Genomic DNA, 20,429 nt, shown 5'->3' on the forward strand with positions numbered 1-20,429 from the left:
AAATGATATGCCGCGAAAACGGAGGCTACAATAATGAACAGACACATCCTCACAGACCATGAATTCGCGCATCTGGGTGAAGGCGAACTCGCCTATGTACGCAAGATCCGATCGGACGATCTCACCCGCACTTTCCCTGCGCTGCCGCCGATTGCTCCGGGTTTGGAAATCTGGGCACTGTTTGGCGCGAGCGGCGAACCGATTGTGTTGTCTGATGTTCGGGCCACCGCCCTGCAGGGCGCCCAAGAACACGAACTGCGGACGGTCACTTTGCAGTAGACCTGCCGAAGCGGCAACTCTAGTTAGAAGAAAACCGCCGTTCTTTTCGACCGGCGGTTTTTTAAATTCGAGATTCGTCAAACTCAGGCAGCGTTCGTGGCTGGCTGTGCCGTAAGAAACGAATAAAGAGCCTGCGGGTCATGCGTACCACGCAGCTTGGCCACTGTATCGGGATCGCGCAACATACGCGCAATACGGGACAGAGCTTTCAGGTGGTCAGCGCCCGCATTTTCCGGTGCCAGAAGCAGGAAAACGAGATCAACAGGCTGATCGTCCAGTGCTTCAAAATCCACTGGCGTTTCGAGGCGCGCAAAAATTCCGGCAATTTTTCCAATACTCGCCAGTTTACCGTGCGGAATGGCAATGCCATTCCCAACGCCGGTCGAACCAAGGCGTTCGCGCTGGAGAATCGTTTCAAAAACTTCACGCTCAGGGAGACCGGTCAGTTCCGCAGCCTTTTCAGACAGAATCTGCAAAAGCTGCTTTTTGGAGCTGGCTTTCAACGCAGGGATAATTGCCCCTGGTTGAATCAGATCACTAAGATCCATTCTCTCCGTTCCTTCTTCAATCAGACCAATTCAGGCCCGGTTTAGGGAAGCGCACGGCAGTATCCACAGCGTGCGCTTCAGGTTTGCCGTCAGGCGCGTGGCGCGGACTGGCGGGTCACAGTTGATGGATCAACCCAGCCAATATTTCCGTCCGCACGACGGTAGACGATATTAACTTCATCATTGCCTGCATTGCGGAAGACAAGAACCGGATTTTCAATCAGGTCGAGTTCCACAACTGCCGACGCGACCGAGAGGGTGCGAAGAGCAACAGACGATTCCGCAACAATAGTTGGCGCGTAATCCACCGGAAGGTCCTCCTCCTCTTCCGACAGCGGTGCCATAACACGATATGCCACATCATCATAGATCGCATTTGGTGCAGTGGCTGGACGCGATTTCAGGCGGCGCTTGTAACGGCGCAACCGGGTTTCAATCTTGTCAGCCGCCGCATCGAACGCAAGTTGCGGGTCCTGCGCATCTCCGGTGCTCTGAAGAGTAGCACCACTATCGAGATGCAAGGTGCAATCTGCGCTATAGCGCGATCCGGACTTGGTGACCGTTACCTGCCCGGAAAAGCCATGATCAAAATATTTGCCGACTGCATCATTAACCCGATCAATGATCCGGGTCGTAAAAGCTTCGCCGACGTCCATATGCTTTCCAGATACACGCAGAGTCATTTGGTACACCTCATTTGCGTTACACAACAGGACGTAGTCTAACCACATGGTGAGCGAAGCGCAAAGCCAACCAGCATCAAATATGCTTTTCGTCCTGTGCTTATTTTAGCTCCGCTTCACACATTCTGGAAAAGCATGTTGCGTGTCCCGGAATGTGTTCATCGCCTTGGCTGGTGGGTTGAATTTGACGTTTGAATCCCGGCCCACACATATGCTGTTTCAAACGTCAAATTCGAAAAACCCACTCGATACATATCGTTGCCCGTGGTCTTTTTGATTCCAACATTTGCTCAGCGCATGAAACGAGGGACAAAAATGTCGGAATCAGACCGCTAATCGGGTCGCTTCCCATTCATTGCCCGTGATGGTTCGCTGCACTTCGTTCTCTTATGTAACGCTGAAAACGCAGAAACGTTTCCCGAAATATTACCTTGCCTTTCGTTCAATCAGTCGGACATCGTAAACCGGCTTTTGCAGGTTCCTATCGTTATGCGAGCCGGGCTTCTATTGACTGAAACGTCAATTGTCAATTGCAACTGATGTCAGCCATTTCTTACCGGATTGATCACGCTAATCTTTAAAAAGCGGATTTCTGTAAAATCAGATTTGGCCGTGCAGGAAGTTTCAAAACAATTCCATCACGTTATAAAAGAACTTCCCGGTTGATTTCTCGCACCCGGCAATCAGAATTACCTTGCAAACAATCGGGCTTTTTTCTCACGCCTTCGCTGGACGGATGAAGCGATATTCATCGCTTCTCTGTATTTTGCGACTGTTCTGCGTGCAATATCCACACCGTCTTTTTTCAATGCTTCGACAATCGCGTCGTCAGACAAGACATCATCAGGCTTTTCCGCCTCAATCATCTGGCGGATACGATGGCGGACACTTTCGGAAGAATGCGCATCACCGCCCTCAGAAGAGGCAATGGACGCATTGAAAAAATAGCGCAGTTCAAACACACCACGCGAAGTTGCCATGAACTTATTGGCCGTCACGCGGCTGATGGTTGATTCATGCATCCCAACAGCATCCGCAACCGTGCGCAGATTCAATGGCTTGAGATGCGTAACGCCATCACGAAGAAAACCATCCTGTTGACGCACAATTTCCTGTGTCACCTTAAGAATTGTTCGCGCACGTTGATCAAGGCTTCGCACCAGCCAACTGGCCGACTGCATACAGTCAGACAGGAAAGCCTTCTCTTCCGCCTTCACTGTGGGACTGACTTCGGCATAATATTCGTTATTCACGATCAAGCGCGGCATTGCATCGGGGTTGAGCTCTATCGCCCAACCACCATCGCTCATCGGTGACACCAGCACATCAGGGGTAATCACGTCAGCAACCGAGACTTCAAACTGCGTGCCAGGCTTAGGATCAAGTGCCCTTATTTCTCCCAGCATATCGAGAAGATCAGACTGATCAACGCCACAAAGCTTTTTGAGGGCAACGAAGTCGCGGCGTGCGAGCAAGTCCAGATTGTCGATCAATACTGCCATTGCCGGATCATACCGATCTTTCAGACGAAGCTGAATCGCCAGACATTCGCGCAGATCACGTGCAAAAATGCCTGCCGGATCAAAGCTCTGGACCGCTTCCAGAACACGCTCGACCTCTAAGGGTTCAACCCCCAGATTTTGCGCAAGCAATGTTGTGTCAGCGCGCAGATAGCCACTTTCATCCAGCGCATCGGCCAGTGCTGTGGCGATAAAACGATCAATTGCATTGCTGAAGGACAAGGCAATTTGCTCTGCAACATGCTCACTCAATGACGGGCGACCTGCTGTCAGCTGATCAATATCATAGCTACCGCCCGAAGCAGCACTCTCTCCACCGCTGGTTTTCCATTGGGGATCAAGGATCGCACCGGTATCATCATTTCGACCCGGATCGTCGGGGAAAATATTTTCCAGAGAGCTATCAAAGGTCGATGACAAATTCTGCGCATCAGCAACTGTGTCGCTCTTAAACCAGTCTTCATCGGACGCCGCATCTGGCGCATCAAGGCTGTCACTGGCAGGCTCTGGCTCTGCAAAATCATCATTTGCGGCCTCTATTCTGTCGAGAAGCGGGTTTTTCTCGATCTCAATGTCGATAAACTGCTCCAGCTCGATATGCGTCATCTGCAACAGCTTGATGGACTGCATCAACTGCGGAGTCATCACCAGCGATTGCGTTTGACGAAAATCAAGCTTTGGCGACAGTGCCATTCGTTGCGTAACTCCCCCATTTCCCAGACAGCATTCTCGCTGACAAGCCGCATGTTCATGAATTGTTTTCAATTAAAGCGTGCAAGCCATCAAAACTGGTATGAACCTTGCTTGTCAATTCTGAATGTGCATTTTTTACTGAAAAGGGGAAAATAGTCGCAAAAATAACGCGACTAAGGAAACAGTCACAGCGTTCTATAAAGGAAAAAGGAAGGTGGTTTCCATAAGACTGCGGAAACCCGGAAAAATCAAAGTGTGAACTGATCGCCGAGATAGAGCCTGCGCACGTCAGGATTAGCGACAATTTCAGCCGGGCGACCATGGGTCAGTACCTGACCGGCATGGATAATATATGCACGATCAATCAGGCCGAGCGTTTCACGAACATTATGGTCGGTGATAAGCACACCAATGCCGCGGCTGGTCAAATGGCGCACAAGCTGCTGAATATCGGAAACCGCAATCGGGTCGACACCAGCGAAAGGCTCGTCCAGCAGCATGAAATTTGGACGCGAAGCAAGTGCCCGTGCAATTTCCAGACGTCGACGTTCACCACCCGACAACGAAATCGCAGCAGCCTTTCGCAGATGCGAAATGTGGAATTCCTCAAGCAGAGCGTCGAGTTCCATCGCACGCTTCTTGCGGTCCTTTTCGACAACTTCCAATACGGCCTTGATATTGTTCTCGACCGAAAGACCGCGGAAGATCGATGCTTCCTGAGGCAAATAGCCAATGCCGAGGCGCGAACGGCGATACATTGGCATCGACGTTACATCGAAACCATCAATTTCAATCGAACCGGCATCCGCTGGAACAAGACCTGTAACCATATAAAAGCAAGTGGTCTTACCGGCGCCATTTGGCCCAAGAATACCAACCGCTTCACCAGCACGAACACCAAAAGACACGCCGTTGACGACCTGACGCCCGCGATAGCTTTTGCAAAGCCCACGCGCCACCAGAGTACCCTTAAGACGATTTTCTTTGCCCGGCTGCGCCGGCATCATACCATCGACAGCCGATTCAGCAGCACTTTCAGAAACAACCATCGGCTGCTCGGCTTTCTTATTCCAGAACAATCCCACGCGCGCCCCGGTTAATTCGATTTGGGCGCGGCGCCGCCCTGCTGTTGATCCTTGGGCGACATGATAATCGAGACACGACCCTTGCTCTGTCCCTTGCAGCTTTCAAGGAAAGCCTTGCCTGTGCCCATGTTAGCCGTCAACTTGCAGCCGGTCGCGACGTTATCACCATCGGTAAGAACGACTTTCTGACCTTGCAGCACCATGACCTGACTCTTGCCGTCGTAAGTACCCGTATCGCCTGTCGCAATCTGGGTGCCAGACTTCAGATAAACTTTACCGCTGATTTCGAGACGATCAATTCCTGAACCGCTCAAACCTGCAGTTCCACCTGCCGGCTTTGTGCCGTCGCCCTGCGCATCCTTGTTATAAAAAACGATCATCTGACCAGACTTCAAAAGCGCATCACCCTGCACGACAGAGACATTTCCAGTGAAAATGGCCTTGCCTTCCTTATCGAGCATTTCGAGCTTATCGGCATCGATCTTGATCGGGTTCTTGCCATCAGAAAGCTTAAGGCTGCCGAACGGGACCTGCTGGCTATCCTGAGCCATAGCGGAAAGCGGTGCAACAATGAGACCGAGCGCCAAAGCTGCAAATCCCATCCGCAAAGAGCGGGTTTTCATGCCCTTGTTCATTTTGCCTGTCTCGCGTTCCATTGCTTTTACTTCCCCTAAAGACCCCATCCCGGGGCCAGGCCCAGCGCGATTTATATCCACCTGACGCATAAACCGTTCTGAAAGGCCGATCAACCTCTCAGAAGCACGCCTCAAGCCAGAATTAATGGCCCTGATCTTAAACATAACGCAGCCAGATAGGAATATCTGACTGCGTGTAAAACAGATCGCAATCACCCAAAAGCGCAGCACCTAAAGTGCGCCGCATTTTAGAAATTACCCGGCACGATCATTTTCAGGCGCTTTCTCACCTGAAACTGAATTACCGTCAATCACAACACGCACCTTGTTTTCAAAGATAAGCACCTTGCCGCTCTCCTTGATCTGCATGCTATCAGCACTGATCTGTGTGCTGCCATTGCGAATATCAACAGGCTTGTCTGTCGTCACCTGTCCGCTTTTGAGATTTACATCCGCATTACGCATGACGGCACGCAGGCCTTCATCGGTGATAACAGTAAAATCCTTATCAAGTTGCAAACGGCCATTCGCATTATCATAGACACCAGATGCCGCCTCAATTTTGGCACTGCCTCTAGCGCCAACAGGCAATTCAGCCGAAATGCCTTCCAGTGCAATAGATCCACTGTTTTTTGCATCCTGAACGGCTCTTGTTGCAATCATCGAATAGGGACGATTGTCTTTGGTGTAACCGTTAAGCTGCGGATTGCTCATGACGAGCTTCCCACTCTCGCCGCCATCATTCACCTCGACCTTGACCGGCGTCGCCGGCGTGGCAAGGAATGTATACCAGGAAAAAACTGCGCCAAGCGCAAGTGCTGCAACAGGTAGAGCTGTCTTGAGTACGCGCACGCGCACGGAATGGCGCTGCGCCGCCTTAAACATCGAGGCGGCCTTTTCAGACGCTCCAAAACGCATGCCCTCGACAGCGGATGCTGCGACAGCAGTGCCGTGCGAAACATGAATATGTGGTGTGTCAGCGCTCATAATACTCTTCAGCTACCCAACGATTTCTCAGTTTTGCTTTATGACATAACTGATTAAAAAATCTTCTCAGATGAATTTTTCGCCTGAGGCTATTGCGTTTTAATGTGTTTTATTTGGGGAGCCATAGCCCGACACTCAAGACAAATACACAACACAAAATACCGCACCTGCCATGAAAATTCGCAGGGACAACGCGTAAAAGGCATAAAAATCTGCGTTTTTAAGCCTTTAAGAACAGGCTCCGCCCCCGATCAAATCCTTGTTAACACAAATTTGGATTTTATTATAGCGGCAACCTTCAACAAGCTACCCTGTGCAAAATGCTTGCCGCGCAGCCCTGTTCCGGTTCATACATGCAATATATTGACTGCATTTTCAAAGTGGATGGACCGAATGGCTCAAGATGCCGAAGCCCTGATCGAAAGACGCAAACTGCGGCGAAAACTCACCGTCTGGCGCATAGCGTTTCTCCTTCTATTGGCAGTATTGATTGCCAGCATTGCCTCCTATTCCATGCGTGGCCCGAACTTCGCCGCACCCCACGTTGCGAAAGTGCGCATTGAAGGCACAATTTTTGAAAATGAGGAACTTCTCAAGCGCCTGAACAAAATTGCTGATGACGACAATGTGAAAGGCGTTATTCTTATTCTGGATTCGCCGGGTGGCACCACGGTCGGTGGAGAAACGATCTTTAATGCTGTTCGCAGGATATCCGAAAAGAAGCCAGTGGTTACGCAGGTCGGCACGCTGGCTGCTTCAGCCGGCTATATGATTGCGAGCGCGTCGGATCATATTATTGCGCATCAAACGTCAATCGTTGGATCAATTGGTGTGCTGTTCCAATATCCTGATCTGTCGAAACTGCTCGATACGATTGGGGTAAAGGTTGAAACGATCAAGTCCTCGCCGCTCAAGGCAGAGCCAAATTATTTCAGCCCGGCCAGCGAAGAAGCCAAGGCTATGATCCGCAGCATGATCATGGATTCCTATGACTGGTTCGTTGGGATTGTGCAGGAGCGCCGCTCGTTCACGCATGATCAGGCATTGGCGCTCGCCAACGGTGCTATCTTCACAGGACGACAGGCGCTTGAGAAAAAGCTGATCGATGGTCTTGGTGGAGAGCAGGAAGCGATCAACTGGCTGAGCAGCAAGGGCATATCCAAAGATTTGCCAACACTTGAGTGGAAGCCGGTCAGCAGCGACACCGGATTTTCGTTGCGTGATCTGATTATTCATGCCGGTGCGAGATTTCTGGGCTTGCCTCAGGAAGCCAATGGATTACTTAATGAAATCGCAAAGGATCGTATCTTCCTTGACGGGCTTCTTTCTGTTTGGCACGTTGACGGAGCGTCGGGTACCAAACCGGCAAATAATTGAGTCCTTTCGTCGGACAATATAGACACAGGGGTTTGAAGCCGTGATCAAATCAGAACTCGTTCAGATTATCGCCAGCCGTAATCCGCATCTTTTCCAGCGCGATGTTGAAAACATCGTTGGAGCGGTCTTTGATGAGATCACCAACGCCCTTGCTGACGGAAACCGCGTCGAGCTTCGTGGCTTTGGCGCTTTCTCCGTCAAGAACCGCCCTGCTCGCAGCGGACGCAATCCACGCACCGGCGACACAGTGGATGTTGAAGAAAAGTGGGTGCCATTCTTTAAAACTGGTAAAGAATTGCGTGACCGTCTTAATGGTGCCATCTGATCTGTCATGGTGGCAAAACGCGTCATAACGATCGTTATTCTGGTGCCGTTGGCGGTCATCCTGATCGCTCTTTCGGTTGCTAATCGCCAAACAATCGGCCTCACAATCGATCCGTTCAATCCCGGAAATCCGGCGCTGACCTATCAGGCACCGCTGTTTATCTGGCTATTCGGTGCGCTCATTCTCGGCGCACTGATCGGCGCTGCGGTGACATGGCTAACACAAGGAAAGCATCGTCGCCGGGGTCGCCACTATAAAAAGGAAGCCTCACAGCTTCTCGAACGCGCCGAATCGGCAGAAAAGCGCCACACATCAGGCGCCATATCCAAAATCTGAAAGCATCGGCCTGTTTTTCACTTTCGTTCCGGCACTATTTCGCCTACCTACAGGCCAAATAATAAACGGAGTTTCGGGTGAAGGCGCCAAAAGGAAAAGGCAAAAAGCCAACAGGCGGTAAAGAGCAGCGCGGTTCCGGCCGTGCGAAGCATGAAGAACCGCGTTCGGCGACCAGACAGGCACATAAGCCTGATGATAAGGGTTCGTTCTTCAAAAAACCGCGTCCGCAATTTTCCAAGGCTCCCGTAAAGCCCGCAGAAGAAAAGCATGTTGCCACGCCTCAGCGGGAGATAAAGCCGCTCAAAGGTGAGCGCCCCGGCCAACGTGCACCCGTCATTCTCGAAACAGAGCCATCTGACGATTATGCATTGCTCGACAGTGGCGACGGCCTCAAGCTTGAGCAATATGGTCCTTATCGGATCATTCGCCCGGAAGGTCAGGCAATCTGGCTACCGAGCCTTGCGAAAAGCGAATGGGACAAGGCTGATGCGGTTTTTACCGGCAACACCGACGAAGAAGGCATGGGACGCTGGGCTTTCCCGAAGCTGCCACTTGGTGAAACTCTGGGCGAAACATGGCCGATGCGGCATGACGGTATCGCGTTTCATGGCCGCTTCACATCGTTCCGTCATGTCGGCGTCTTCCCCGAACAGGCCGCGCACTGGTCCTATATGGACGAATTGATCCGCAACGCGGTCAAGTCGGGCCGCGCGGTAAAAGTGCTCAATCTGTTTGGCTATACTGGTGTAGCATCGCTCGTTGCAGCGCGTGCCGGTGCGGAAGTCACCCATGTTGACGCATCGAAAAAAGCAATCGTCTGGGCACGCGAAAATCAGGAAATGGCTGGTCTTTCCGACAAGCCGATCCGCTGGATTTGCGAAGATGCGATGAAGTTCGTCGCACGCGAAGAACGTCGCGGCAGCTTCTACGACATCATCCTGCTTGATCCACCCGCCTATGGTCGTGGTCCTAACGGAGAAGTCTGGCAGTTGTTTGAGCATCTGCCTGCAATGGTCGATACCTGTCGTTCCATTCTCACGCCAAATGCGCTGGCCGTCATTCTGACAGCCTATTCGATCCGCGCTTCCTTCTTCGCCATTCACGAGCTGGTGCGCGACCGTTTCACCGGTCTTGGCGGAACAGTCGAATCGGGCGAACTTATTCTTCGCGAACGTGCAAGCCAACGCGCACTTTCCACATCCATGTTCAGCCGCTGGGTAGCAAAATGAGCCGAAATGACGATTTCTCCAGAAGCGGCAACAATCAGACCGGATCGCGCGTGGGTCAGGTCAAGGAAGTCACCAGCCTCACCAATCCGATTGTCAAAGATTTGCGTTCCCTGGCGCTGAAGAAATTTCGCGATCAGCAGGGCGTGTTTCTGGCAGAAGGACTGAAGCTCGTCATCGATGCCTTTGAGCAGGACTGGCGCATCAAGACGCTGGTATTTGCCAAATCCGGCAAAGGCAACAAGATGGTTGAACAGGTTGCAGCACGCACCTTCGCCAAGGGTGGACTGGTGCTGGAAGTGACCGAAAAGATCATGGCTGCCATCACACGCCGCGATAACCCGCAGATGGTAGTCGGTGTTTTCGAGCAGCAATATCAGCAGCTTGCGAGCCTCAAGCCAAAAGGCAACGATGTGTACATCGCGCTCGACCGTGTGCGCGATCCAGGCAATCTGGGCACTGTCATCCGCACTGCCGATGCGGTTGGCGCGAAGGGTATCATCCTGATTGGTGATACCACTGACCCTTATTCGCTGGAAACCGTACGTGCCACCATGGGTTCGGTCTTCTCTATGCCTTTATACAAGACAACGGAAAGCGAATTTCTCAACTGGCGTAAAGGCTTTTCGGGTCTACTCGTGGGCACGCATCTCAAAGGTGCTGTCGATTACCGCACCATTCCTTATGCCAAAAAGCCGGTCATTCTGATGATGGGCAATGAGCAGCAGGGACTGCCAGACACACTCGCGGAAAGCTGTGACAAGCTCGCACGTATCCCGCAGGCAGGCCGCGCAGATTCGTTAAATCTGGCGATTGCAACCGGTGTCATGCTTTATGAAATTCGCCGCGAGGCACTCACTCTCGATGAAAGGTCCAGAGGATGAAGCGTCATGCGGTTTTGTCGTCGTTACTCGTTGTCATTATCGCAGTCCTGATCGATCAGGGTATCAAATATCTGGTCGAAACCCATATGGGCTATCACGAGCAGATTGATATTCTGCCGTTTCTTGCGCTTTTCCGTACACATAATGAAGGCATCGCCTTCTCGATGCTGGCATGGCTACACGACTGGGGACTGGTGGCTATCACCGCAGCCGTCATTCTTTTCGTGCTCTATCTCTGGTGGACCAATCCGGCCAATCGCGTCTTCGCCCGCTATGGATTTGCGCTTGTCGTCGGCGGCGCCATTGGCAATCTGATTGACCGCGTGATGAATGGCTATGTGGTCGATTATATCCTTTTTCACCTGCCTACATGGTCGTTTGCGGTCTTCAATCTTGCGGATGCTTTTATCACCATCGGCGCGGCGCTGATCATTCTGGAAGAGTTTCTTGGATGGCGGCGTGAACGAAAGGCCGTAAAATAGGCTGTTTCTTGCACGTAAAGCACAGCCCTTGATCGCAATGGCCCTTTGTCATAGTTTGTGTTTCAAATTTAACAGTTTTTTGAAGGGGATAAGTTCGGCTCAAACCATTTGACACATTGGTGACACGCTTCTGTCATCCTCGCGTAGCACTCAATGCTTATTGCTATGGCGGGTATGAAACAAATCATCCTTTACCGCAGCAAGCCATCAGGAATGCGTGAATAACAGGATCAGGAGCGAATCATCATGTCAACTCTGCTTGGAATGAGCCAGCAAATCATCGATGATACGATCATGTCGGGCATAGAAGCACAGCAGGCACTTTTTGAAACCAAGGGCGACCCAATAGTTCTGGGACGCATTGGTTCGCTTGAAGTCCGTCTTGCAAATTCCCGCGACGCCATAGAAGCGGCGCAGGAATTGCGCTTTCGCGTCTTCTTCGAAGAAATGGGTGCCCGCAAGGAAACCATAGAAGAAGTTGAACTGAGAGACGCAGACCGCTTCGACGCCATTTGCGATCATCTTCTTGTTTATGACACTGCCCTGCCTGTGCCCGAGCACAAACAGATCGTTGGCACCTATCGCCTGATGCGCAGCGAACAGGCCGAGAAAGCGCTCGGTTTTTATTCGGCAGACGAATATGACGTGCAGCGTCTCGCACTTTCGCGTCCCGACCTTAAGCTTCTCGAACTTGGCCGCTCTTGTGTAAAGGCGGAATATCGCTCCAAGCGCACGGTCGAGCTACTCTGGCAAGGTGCATGGGCCTATTGCCGTCGTCATTCGATTGACGTGATGTTTGGCTGTGCATCGTTCCATGGTGCCGTACCTGCCGCACATGCGCTGGGACTGTCGTTCCTGAATCAGAACTGCCGTGCAACGCCTGACTGGGATGTGCGCGCGCTGCCTCATCGCTATCAGCCCATGGACCTGATGCCAAAGGAAGCGATCAACACCAAGGTTGCACTGTTCTCAATGCCACCACTGGTGAAGGGCTACTTGCGTCTTGGTGCCATGATCGGTGATGGCGCAGTGATAGATGAAGCTTTCGGAACAACGGATGTTTTCATCATCCTCCCGATTGAGCGCATTTCCAGCCGTTACATTACCTATTACGGCGCGGACGCAAACAGGTTCGTATAAAACAAAAGGCGAAGCGCAAGCTTCGCCTTTTTACTATCACGCCCTGCCAGCCAATTCCTTCAGCTTATAAATCAGCTCGAGCGCTTCACGCGGCGTCAACTCATCCGGGCTGATTTCAGCCACGGCTTTGGCGAGTTCACTGTCTTTTGCGGCTGCCTGCGGCTTGGGTTTTTCCTGTTGCAGAACAACAGAAAACAGCGGCAGATCATCGATCAACTTGTCAGCCTTGCCCGATGTTTCACCCGCTTCGAGCTGATGCAGCACATCGCGCGCGCGATTGACGACAGCTTCCGGAAGACCTGCAAGGCGCGCAACCTGCACACCATAGGAACGGTCAGCCGCACCCTTTGCCACTTCATGCAGGAAGACGACATCATTGTCCCATTCCTTGACGCGCATGGTAACGTTGAACAACCGGTCGAGCTTTTCAGAAAGCGCCGTCATTTCATGGAAATGGGTGGCGAACAGTGCGCGGCAGCGGTTCTTCTCATGCAGATATTCAACAGCAGCCCAGGCGATGGAAAGCCCGTCAAAGGTTGCCGTGCCACGACCAATTTCATCAAGAATGACCAGCGAACGCTCGCCCGCCTGATTGAGAATGGCAGCGGTTTCAACCATTTCCACCATGAAAGTCGAACGGCCCCGCGCCAGATCATCAGACGCCCCAACGCGGCTGAAAAGCCTGTCCACGACACCGATCTGTGCGGAACCTGCAGGCACAAACGAGCCCATCTGCGCGAGAATGACAATCAAAGCGTTCTGGCGCAGGAAGGTCGATTTACCACCCATATTCGGGCCAGTGAGCAACCAGATCGCGCCATTCCCGCTGTCTGATTGCGGCGAGAGATCACAATTATTGGCCACAAACGGATTGGCCGCCTGACGGCGCAATGCCTGCTCGACAACCGGATGGCGACCAGCGACAATGTTAAACGACAAACTGTCATCAACCAGCGGACGGCAATAGCCTTGCTCTTCAGCAAGAATGGCAAGTGAGGCTGAAACGTCGAACACCGAAAGGGCGACGGCAGCCGCACGAATGCTATCGGCATGACTGACCGCTTCCGCCGTTAGTTCCTCAAAGATTGCCAGCTCAATGGAAAGCGCGCGATCAGCGGCATTGGCGATCTTGCTTTCCAGCTCGGCGAGTTCTGTGGTGGTGAAACGCATGGCATTGGCCATGGTCTGGCGATGGATAAAACGGCCCTTGGCTGCGTCCGTGTCAGTCATCGTGCCGGAATTATTGGCCGTCACTTCGATGAAATAACCTAGCACATTGTTGTGCTTGATTTTCAACGTTTTAATGCCGGTTTCCTCGATATAATCGGCCTGAAGTCCAGCAATGACGCGGCGTGACTGATCACGCAGCGCGCGCATTTCATCGAGTTCTGCATTATAGCCTTCGCGTACAAAACCGCCGTCGCGCTTCAAAAGCGGCATCTCGTCGGCAAGCGCGCGGTCGATGTGGGCCGCAAAGCTAACAGGCAATGTCTCAATTGCTTCGCGCGCATGTGCCAATTCATCCGGCAGAATGGTGCCTTCGAGAAGTGAGGCGATACCATTCGCCGCCTCAAAACCACGCTGCAAAGCACCAAGATCGCGCGGACCACCGCGACCAACTGCGAGACGCGAAAGCGCGCGCGGCATATCCGGCACGCCTTTCAACTCAAGTCGAAGCCCTTCGCAGAGCGATTGCTCACTCAGAAACCATGAAACGGCATCAAGGCGCAGCGCAATCGCCTTGGGATCGGTCAAGGGTGCCGTCAGGCGCTCTGCAAGTAAGCGCGCTCCGCCACCCGTCACCGTACGGTCGATGGCCTTGAGCAGACTGCCCTCGCGATTGCCCGACATGGTACGGGCAAGTTCGAGGCTTGCGCGGGTGGCCGGGTCAATGAAAATCGTGCCGCCTTCATGCTCGCGCTCTGGGCGCATCAAAGGCGGACGCTCGGCAATCTGTGTCTTTTCAATATAGGCAATTGCGCCGGAAATGGCGGACAGTTCCGAACGGCTGAACTGCCCGAAACCATCAAGCGTTGCGACATTGAAATAGCGCTGGATGCGCGCCTCGGCGGCACCGCTATCAAACAGCGTCGCAGGCTGTGGCATCACGGCCTTGCCGATCAGATCAAAGGTCGGGCGCAGATCAGCATCGTGAAACGCCGTGTCTGCGACAACCAATTCGCGTGGATCAACACGGGCAACATCGGCAAAAAGCCGATCTTCCGTTGTCTCCGCAACACGGAACGTGCCGGTGGAAATATCGATCCATGCGAGCGCCAGCGCACCGTCGCCTTTGGTACGGCCAAGCGCCATGAGGTAATTGGCTTCAGATGGATCGAGCAGCTTTTCTTCTGTGATCGTACCCGGTGTGACAAGCCGGATCACATCGCGCCGAACGACCGATTTCGAGCCACGCTTTTTGGCTTCCGCCGGATCTTCAATCTGTTCACAGACCGCAACACGATAACCTTTGGCGATCAGTCGCTGGAGATAATCATCAGAGGCATGAACCGGCACACCGCACATGGGGATGTCTTCTCCCAAATGCTTGCCGCGCTTGGTCAGCGTGATGCCCAATGCTTTGGACGCCTCAACCGCATCGTCAAAAAACAGTTCGTAAAAATCACCCATGCGGTAAAAAAGCAGCGAATCAACATTCGCAGCTTTGATCTCAATGTACTGTTCCATCATGGGCGTGAGGCGAACAGCGGTTTCCTGCGCGATATTTTCTCCCGCTTCCAACTGTTTTTCTTCGACCTTCGCTTCCATGCCAAACCTTCATTTATTGCGATTTAAATCCATTTAAAGACATAATAATATCCATATCATGCTTTTTCGGATCAATATCTATTCCAAAATGCGTTGTTTACACTCCCGCGGACTGGCGTTATCGAATTCGTCCCGCAGAAGAAACCGGAGGGAACATGCCAGTCTCGACGCCGAAGGGCAACACGCCAGAACGCACACCCACAGCCAGTGAGAAGGAAGCGCTCGACTTTCACGCTCACGGTCGCCCGGGCAAGCTGGAAATCAATCCCACCAAGCCAATGACCACGCAGCGCGACCTTTCGCTGGCCTATTCCCCGGGCGTCGCAGTACCCGTCAAGGCTATCGCGGAAAATCCCGCCACCGCCTATGATTATACGGCCAAGGGCAATCTGGTTGCAGTCATTTCCAACGGCACAGCTATTCTTGGCCTTGGCAATCTTGGCGCACTGGCTTCAAAGCCCGTCATGGAAGGCAAGGCAGTCCTCTTCAAGCGCTTTGCGGATGTCGATTCCATCGACCTGGAAGTCGATACGACGAATATTGATGAATTCATCAATGCCGTGCGTTATCTCGGCCCATCCTTCGGTGGCATAAATCTCGAAGATATCAAGGCACCAGACTGCTTCATCATCGAGCAGCGCCTGCGCGAAGTGATGGATATTCCGGTTTTCCATGATGACCAGCATGGCACCGCCATCATCGCCGCAGCCGGCATGATCAATGCTCTGCAACTGACGGGCCGCGACATCAAGAATACCAAGCTCGTCTGCAATGGCGCTGGCTCGGCAGGTATTGCCTGTATCGAACTCATCAAGGCCATCGGCTTCCCGTCCGAAAACGTAACCCTCTGCGATACCAAAGGCGTCGTCTATCAGGGCCGTGAAGAAGGTATGAACCAGTGGAAGTCGGCCCATGCCATCAAGACTTCCAAGCGCACGCTCGAAGACGCGATGAAAGATGCCGACATCTTCTTCGGCGTTTCGGCAAAGGGCGCACTGACCAAGGAAATGGTGCGTTCAATGGCGCCAAATCCAATCATCTTTGCCATGGCCAATCCAGACCCGGAAGTTACGCCGGAAGATGTCGCGGAAGTGCGTGACGATGCCATTGTTGCCACGGGCCGTTCGGACTATCCGAACCAGGTCAACAACGTGCTGGGCTTTCCGTATATTTTCCGTGGCGCACTCGATGTTCGTGCCACCACGATCAATGACGAGATGAAAATTGCAGCCGTCTATGCAATTGCGGAACTGGCACGTGAAGACGTACCGGATGACGTGGTTGCCGCTTATCAGGGCAGCCGTCCGCGCTTTGGTCCGCAATACATCATTCCGGTTCCGTTCGATCCGCGTTTGCTGGCAACCGTTTCGGCGGCTGTCGCAAAAGCGGCCATTGAAACCGGCGTTGCCGGGCGTGTGATTGAAGATATTGAAGCCTACAAGCAGGAACTGCTTGCCCGTCGCGATCCAATTGCCTCTACACTGCGCGGCATTTATGAGCGCGTGCGTCGTCAACCAAAGCGCATCGTCTTTGCCGAAGGCGAAGAAGAGCCGACAATGCGTGCCGCTGTTTCCTACGTCAATCAGGGGCTTGGTACTGCGATCCTCGTGGGCCGCGAAGAGCGTGTTGCAGAAACCGCCAAGGAAGCCGGTCTCGATCTCAATCGTCCGGGTATTGAAGTTATCAATGCGCGCCTGTCGAGTCGCAATTCCGTCTATGCGGATTACCTTTACGAGAAACTCCAGCGCAAGGGCTATCTGACGCGCGATTGCCATCGCCTTATCAACAATGACCGCAATCATTTTGCGGCCTGCATGGTTGCCCTTGGCGATGCAGACGGCATGGTGACGGGGATCACGCGTAACTATGCAACCGGCCTCGAAGATGTGCGGCGCGTGATCGATTCAAAGCCGGGTCATCGTCTGGTTGGTGTTTCCATTGCGCTCTGCCGTGGCCGCACCGTGTTCATCGCCGACACAGCAGTCCATGAAAAGCCAACCGCCGAAGAGCTCGCCGATATCGCTGTGGAAGCCGCTGGCATGGCACGCCGCATGGGCTATGTGCCGCGTGTTGCACTCACCGCATTTTCGACCTTTGGCCATATGGGCGGCGAAAGCGCAACACGTATTCAGGAAGCCGTGCGCATCCTCAATACGCGTCATGTCGATTTCGAGTTTGATGGCGAAATGAGTGCGGATGTTGCCCTCAATCCGAAGCTGATGGAACGCTATCCGTTTATCCGCTTGTCGGGTCCGGCCAATGTCATTGTCACGCCGGACAATCATTCGGCATCGATTGCAGCCAATATGCTGCAGGAACTGGGTGGCGCGACCATTATCGGCCCGCTGCTGGTTGGCCTCGACAAACCTGCGCAAATCGTCAGCATCGGCGCAAAAGATACCGACATCGTCAATATGGCAGCCATTGCGGCCTATAATGCTGGTAACTGATAAGACTGATAAAGACATCATAAAGGCCGGGCATTGCCCGGCCTTTTCTTTTGAATATTCATACAATTTAAAAACGGCTATAGGATAGTTCCGTCAGTTCCCTCCTACCTCTCGCGCTTTGCAAAGCACGAGAGGTAGATTCAACAATGCATAGCGTCCTTTGTGCGTCCAAACGGTTGCACGGCGCTGTGGCAAGCCGGACATACAAGCCGCATGAGCGCACACGACCTGAAGCTTGAAGAAATCGTCAATCCAGAGACATTGCGTCGCAAGATCAACGAGCTCGCGGATTCAGCCGACGAGAGTTATCAAAGCCTGCCCGTTCGCAAGGTCGTTTTACACGCGCTCAAGGATGCGCTCGTTCGCGGTCGGGGCGTTGCGGAAGACATGCTGATGAAGGATGGTGGTGGCACGCTTTGTGCCCGGCGTCTTTCTTATCTGATGGATACGCTGATCAGCGCATTGTTTGAGTTTGCCAGCACCAAAGCCTATCCGATGCAAAACCCATCCAAGGCCGAGAACATGGCGATTGTGGCGGTCGGCGGCTATGGGCGCGGCGGACTTGCGCCCGGTTCAGACATCGATCTGCTGTTTCTGCTGCCCTACAAGCAGACGCCATGGGGCGAGCAGGTCGCTGAATACATGCTCTACATGCTTTGGGATATGGGACTGAAGGTCGGCCATTCTACCCGCAATATCGACGAATGCATTCGTCTTTCGCGCGAAGATATGACGATCCGCACCGCCATTCTGGATGCACGTTTTATCATCGGCAATCGCGATCTGTTCAATGCGCTCAACACGCGTTTTGACGAAGAAGTGGTCAAGGACACCGGGCCCGAATTCATCCAGGCCAAGCTTGCCGAGCGTGACAATCGCCACAAGAAAGCAGGCGAAACCCGCTATCTGGTCGAGCCAAACGTCAAGGAAGGCAAAGGCGGACAGCGCGATCTGCATACGCTGTTCTGGATCGCCAAGTATTTCTACCGTGTCAAAAGCAAGGAAGAACTGGTCAAGCTAGGCGTGCTTTCGCGAGCGGAGTTGCGCCTGTTCAACAAGGCGGAAGATTTTCTCTGGGCCGTGCGTTGCCATATGCATTTTGCGACGCTGAAGGCGGAAGAGCGCCTTTCCTTCGACATCCAGCCGGAAATCGCGCAGCGTCTTGGGTATACCGCGCATCCCGGCCAGAACTATGTCGAACGCTTCATGAAGCATTACTTCCTCGTCGCCAAGGATGTCGGCGATCTGACCCGCATTCTTTGTGCGGCGCTGGAAGAGGAACAGGCCAAGCATGTGCCCGGCTTCAATCGCATCTTTTTGACGTTCTCCAACCGGAAGCGCAAACTGGCAGGCACGAAAGATTTTATCTCTGAGAACCATCGCATCAACATTGCCGATGCCGATGTGTTCAAACGCGATCCGGTCAATATCATCCGCATCTTCCATCTTGCCGATAAGCTCGGGCTGGAATTTCACCCCGATGCCATGCAACAGCTCACCCGCTCGTTGAAACTCATCAATGCGGAACTGCGTGATAACCCGGAAGCCAACAGGCTGTTTCTCGAAGTACTGACCTCCCCGCGCAATCCCGAGTTGATCCTACGCCGCATGAACGAATCCGGCGTGCTCGGAAAATTCATCCCGGATTTTGGCAAGATCGTCGCGATGATGCAGTTCAATATGTATCATCACTATACGGTCGATGAACATCTTCTGCGCTGCATTGCCGTGCTTTCCGAGATTGAACATGGCGAGTTGGAAAACGAGCATCCGCTGGCCAATCAGCTGATTTCAACGCTCAAACGCGACCGTAATCTTCTTTATGTGGCGATGCTTCTGCATGATATTGCCAAGGGACGACCCGAAGATCATTCGATTGCCGGCGCACGTATTGCTAAAAAACTTTGTCCGCGCTTCGGCCTTTCAAAATCGGAAACCGAAACCGTCGAATGGCTGGTGCGCGAACATCTGACCATGAGCATGATTGCGCAATCACGTGATCTCAATGATCGCAAAACGATTGTCGATTTTGCCGACACGGTTCAGACCATGGAGCGGCTGAAGCTTCTTCTGATCCTGACGGTCTGCGATATCAAGGGTGTGGGCCCCGGTGTTTGGAATGGCTGGAAAGGCCAGCTGTTGCGGACGCTGTTCTTTGAAACAGAATTGGTCCTCACGGGTGGCTTCTCCAAACTGCCGCGTGCGGATCGTGACCGGCAGGCACGCGCAGCGCTTGCCGAAAAGCTTGCCGATTGGCCACAAGCTGAGCGTGACGCCTATCTCGCCCTGCACTACACCAATTACTTCCTCACTGTGAGCCTTGATGATCAGGTGCGGCATGCGCATTTCATCCGCGAGGCGGACAAAAACGGACGTGCGCTGGCTACCATGGCCAAGCCGCATACTTTTGAAGCGGTGACTGAAATCACTGTTCTTGCCCCCGACCACCCCCGACTTCTTTCGATCATCACCGGTGCCTGTGCAGCGGCTGGTGGCAATATCGTCGATGCGCAGATTTTCACCACCGGCGACGGACGTGCACTTGATACGATCCTCATCAGCCGAGAATTTGATACCGATGAAGACGAGCGCCGCCGCGCGGAACGTGTGGGCAAGGTGATTGAGGACGTGCTATCCGGCAAGGCGCATCTTCCGGATGTGCTGGCCAAACGCACCAAGCCAAAACGCGGAGCGAAAGCTTTCCAAGTGGAGCCGCGTGTGGAGATCAACAACACTTTTTCCGACAAATTCACCGTCATTGAAGTGGAAGGTCTTGACCGGCCAGGCCTTTTATCGGAACTGACCGGCCTTATTTCTGACCTTTCCTTGGATATTGCTTCAGCGCATATCACGACCTTCGGCGAGAAGGTGATCGACAGTTTTTATGTAACGGATCTGGTAGGGCACAAGATTTCAAATGCAACCCGACAGGGCAATATCAGGCGTAAGCTTCTTGCTGTGCTGGGTGGCGAAAACGGCGCCAAGACCAATGGTCGCGCAGCAGCATAGG

Annotated in this window: 17 protein-coding genes; 10 read left to right on the forward strand and 7 right to left on the reverse strand. The window is 53.0% G+C overall.

Annotated elements, in window-relative coordinates; translation table 11 throughout:
• Positions 1–33 precede the first annotated feature (33 nt).
• Positions 34–279, forward strand: coding sequence for a DUF1150 family protein (locus H5024_RS00370; protein WP_187543465.1), 246 nt, complete (start codon positions 34–36; stop codon positions 277–279).
• Between the two features lie 83 nt (positions 280–362).
• Here H5024_RS00370 and ptsN read toward each other — a convergent pair whose 3' ends face one another.
• The 6 genes from ptsN to lptC form a co-directional block, all read right to left on the reverse strand.
• The gene (gene ptsN, locus H5024_RS00375; RefSeq protein WP_187543466.1) at positions 363–827 is read right to left on the reverse strand and encodes a PTS IIA-like nitrogen regulatory protein PtsN; all 465 of its coding nucleotides are present in this window, start codon (positions 825–827) and stop codon (positions 363–365) included.
• An 89-nt stretch (positions 828–916) separates the two neighbouring features.
• The gene (gene raiA / locus H5024_RS00380) at positions 917–1,510 is read right to left on the reverse strand and encodes a ribosome-associated translation inhibitor RaiA (RefSeq protein ID WP_187543467.1); all 594 of its coding nucleotides are present in this window, start codon (positions 1,508–1,510) and stop codon (positions 917–919) included.
• A 689-nt stretch (positions 1,511–2,199) separates the two neighbouring features.
• Positions 2,200–3,723: an RNA polymerase factor sigma-54 gene (gene rpoN, locus H5024_RS00385; RefSeq protein WP_187543468.1), complete on the reverse strand. Its 1,524-nt coding sequence runs from the start codon at positions 3,721–3,723 to the stop codon at positions 2,200–2,202.
• A 248-nt stretch (positions 3,724–3,971) separates the two neighbouring features.
• Positions 3,972–4,727, reverse strand: a complete 756-nt coding sequence (lptB, locus tag H5024_RS00390; RefSeq protein WP_210309622.1) for an LPS export ABC transporter ATP-binding protein — start codon at positions 4,725–4,727, stop codon at positions 3,972–3,974.
• Between the two features lie 92 nt (positions 4,728–4,819).
• Positions 4,820–5,464: an LptA/OstA family protein gene (locus H5024_RS00395; RefSeq protein ID WP_187543470.1), complete on the reverse strand. Its 645-nt coding sequence runs from the start codon at positions 5,462–5,464 to the stop codon at positions 4,820–4,822.
• Between the two features lie 234 nt (positions 5,465–5,698).
• Complete coding sequence (gene lptC, locus H5024_RS00400) at positions 5,699–6,430, reverse strand: LPS export ABC transporter periplasmic protein LptC (protein WP_187543471.1); 732 nt, start codon at positions 6,428–6,430, stop codon at positions 5,699–5,701.
• A 393-nt stretch (positions 6,431–6,823) separates the two neighbouring features.
• On the opposite strand from lptC, the gene sppA reads away from it, so the two are divergent.
• From sppA to H5024_RS00435, 7 genes are all read left to right on the forward strand, one after another.
• The gene (gene sppA / locus H5024_RS00405; RefSeq protein WP_187543472.1) at positions 6,824–7,807 is read left to right on the forward strand and encodes a signal peptide peptidase SppA; all 984 of its coding nucleotides are present in this window, start codon (positions 6,824–6,826) and stop codon (positions 7,805–7,807) included.
• Between the two features lie 40 nt (positions 7,808–7,847).
• Positions 7,848–8,132 (forward strand): integration host factor subunit beta, encoded by a 285-nt coding sequence (locus H5024_RS00410; protein WP_187543473.1) that lies wholly within the window; start codon positions 7,848–7,850, stop codon positions 8,130–8,132.
• A gap of 6 nt (positions 8,133–8,138) precedes the next feature.
• On the forward strand, positions 8,139–8,468 hold the full coding sequence (locus H5024_RS00415; RefSeq protein WP_187543474.1) for a LapA family protein: 330 nt from the start codon (positions 8,139–8,141) through the stop codon (positions 8,466–8,468).
• A 77-nt stretch (positions 8,469–8,545) separates the two neighbouring features.
• The gene (locus H5024_RS00420; RefSeq protein ID WP_187543475.1) at positions 8,546–9,697 is read left to right on the forward strand and encodes a class I SAM-dependent methyltransferase; all 1,152 of its coding nucleotides are present in this window, start codon (positions 8,546–8,548) and stop codon (positions 9,695–9,697) included.
• On the forward strand, positions 9,694–10,578 hold the full coding sequence (locus H5024_RS00425) for an RNA methyltransferase (protein WP_187543476.1): 885 nt from the start codon (positions 9,694–9,696) through the stop codon (positions 10,576–10,578). Before H5024_RS00420 ends, H5024_RS00425 begins: the two co-directional genes overlap by 4 nt.
• Positions 10,575–11,060 (forward strand): signal peptidase II, encoded by a 486-nt coding sequence (gene lspA, locus H5024_RS00430; RefSeq protein ID WP_187543477.1) that lies wholly within the window; start codon positions 10,575–10,577, stop codon positions 11,058–11,060. The genes H5024_RS00425 and lspA overlap by 4 nt, the downstream gene beginning before the upstream one ends.
• Before the next feature lie 246 nt (positions 11,061–11,306).
• On the forward strand, positions 11,307–12,200 hold the full coding sequence (locus H5024_RS00435; RefSeq protein ID WP_187543478.1) for a GNAT family N-acetyltransferase: 894 nt from the start codon (positions 11,307–11,309) through the stop codon (positions 12,198–12,200).
• 36 nt (positions 12,201–12,236) lie between these two features.
• Here H5024_RS00435 and mutS read toward each other — a convergent pair whose 3' ends face one another.
• Positions 12,237–14,969, reverse strand: a complete 2,733-nt coding sequence (gene mutS / locus H5024_RS00440; protein WP_187543479.1) for a DNA mismatch repair protein MutS — start codon at positions 14,967–14,969, stop codon at positions 12,237–12,239.
• A gap of 155 nt (positions 14,970–15,124) precedes the next feature.
• On the opposite strand from mutS, the gene H5024_RS00445 reads away from it, so the two are divergent.
• Together H5024_RS00445 and H5024_RS00450 are read left to right on the forward strand one after the other, a co-directional pair.
• Positions 15,125–17,419 carry an NADP-dependent malic enzyme gene (locus H5024_RS00445; protein WP_187543480.1) on the forward strand — a complete coding sequence of 765 codons (2,295 nt, stop codon included), beginning with the start codon at positions 15,125–15,127 and terminating at the stop codon, positions 17,417–17,419.
• A 213-nt stretch (positions 17,420–17,632) separates the two neighbouring features.
• Positions 17,633–20,428 carry a [protein-PII] uridylyltransferase gene (locus tag H5024_RS00450; RefSeq protein ID WP_187543481.1) on the forward strand — a complete coding sequence of 932 codons (2,796 nt, stop codon included), beginning with the start codon at positions 17,633–17,635 and terminating at the stop codon, positions 20,426–20,428.
• Position 20,429 lies beyond the last annotated feature (1 nt).

This window comes from Ochrobactrum sp. Marseille-Q0166, from assembly GCF_014397025.1.
Taxonomy (GTDB): domain Bacteria; phylum Pseudomonadota; class Alphaproteobacteria; order Rhizobiales; family Rhizobiaceae; genus Brucella.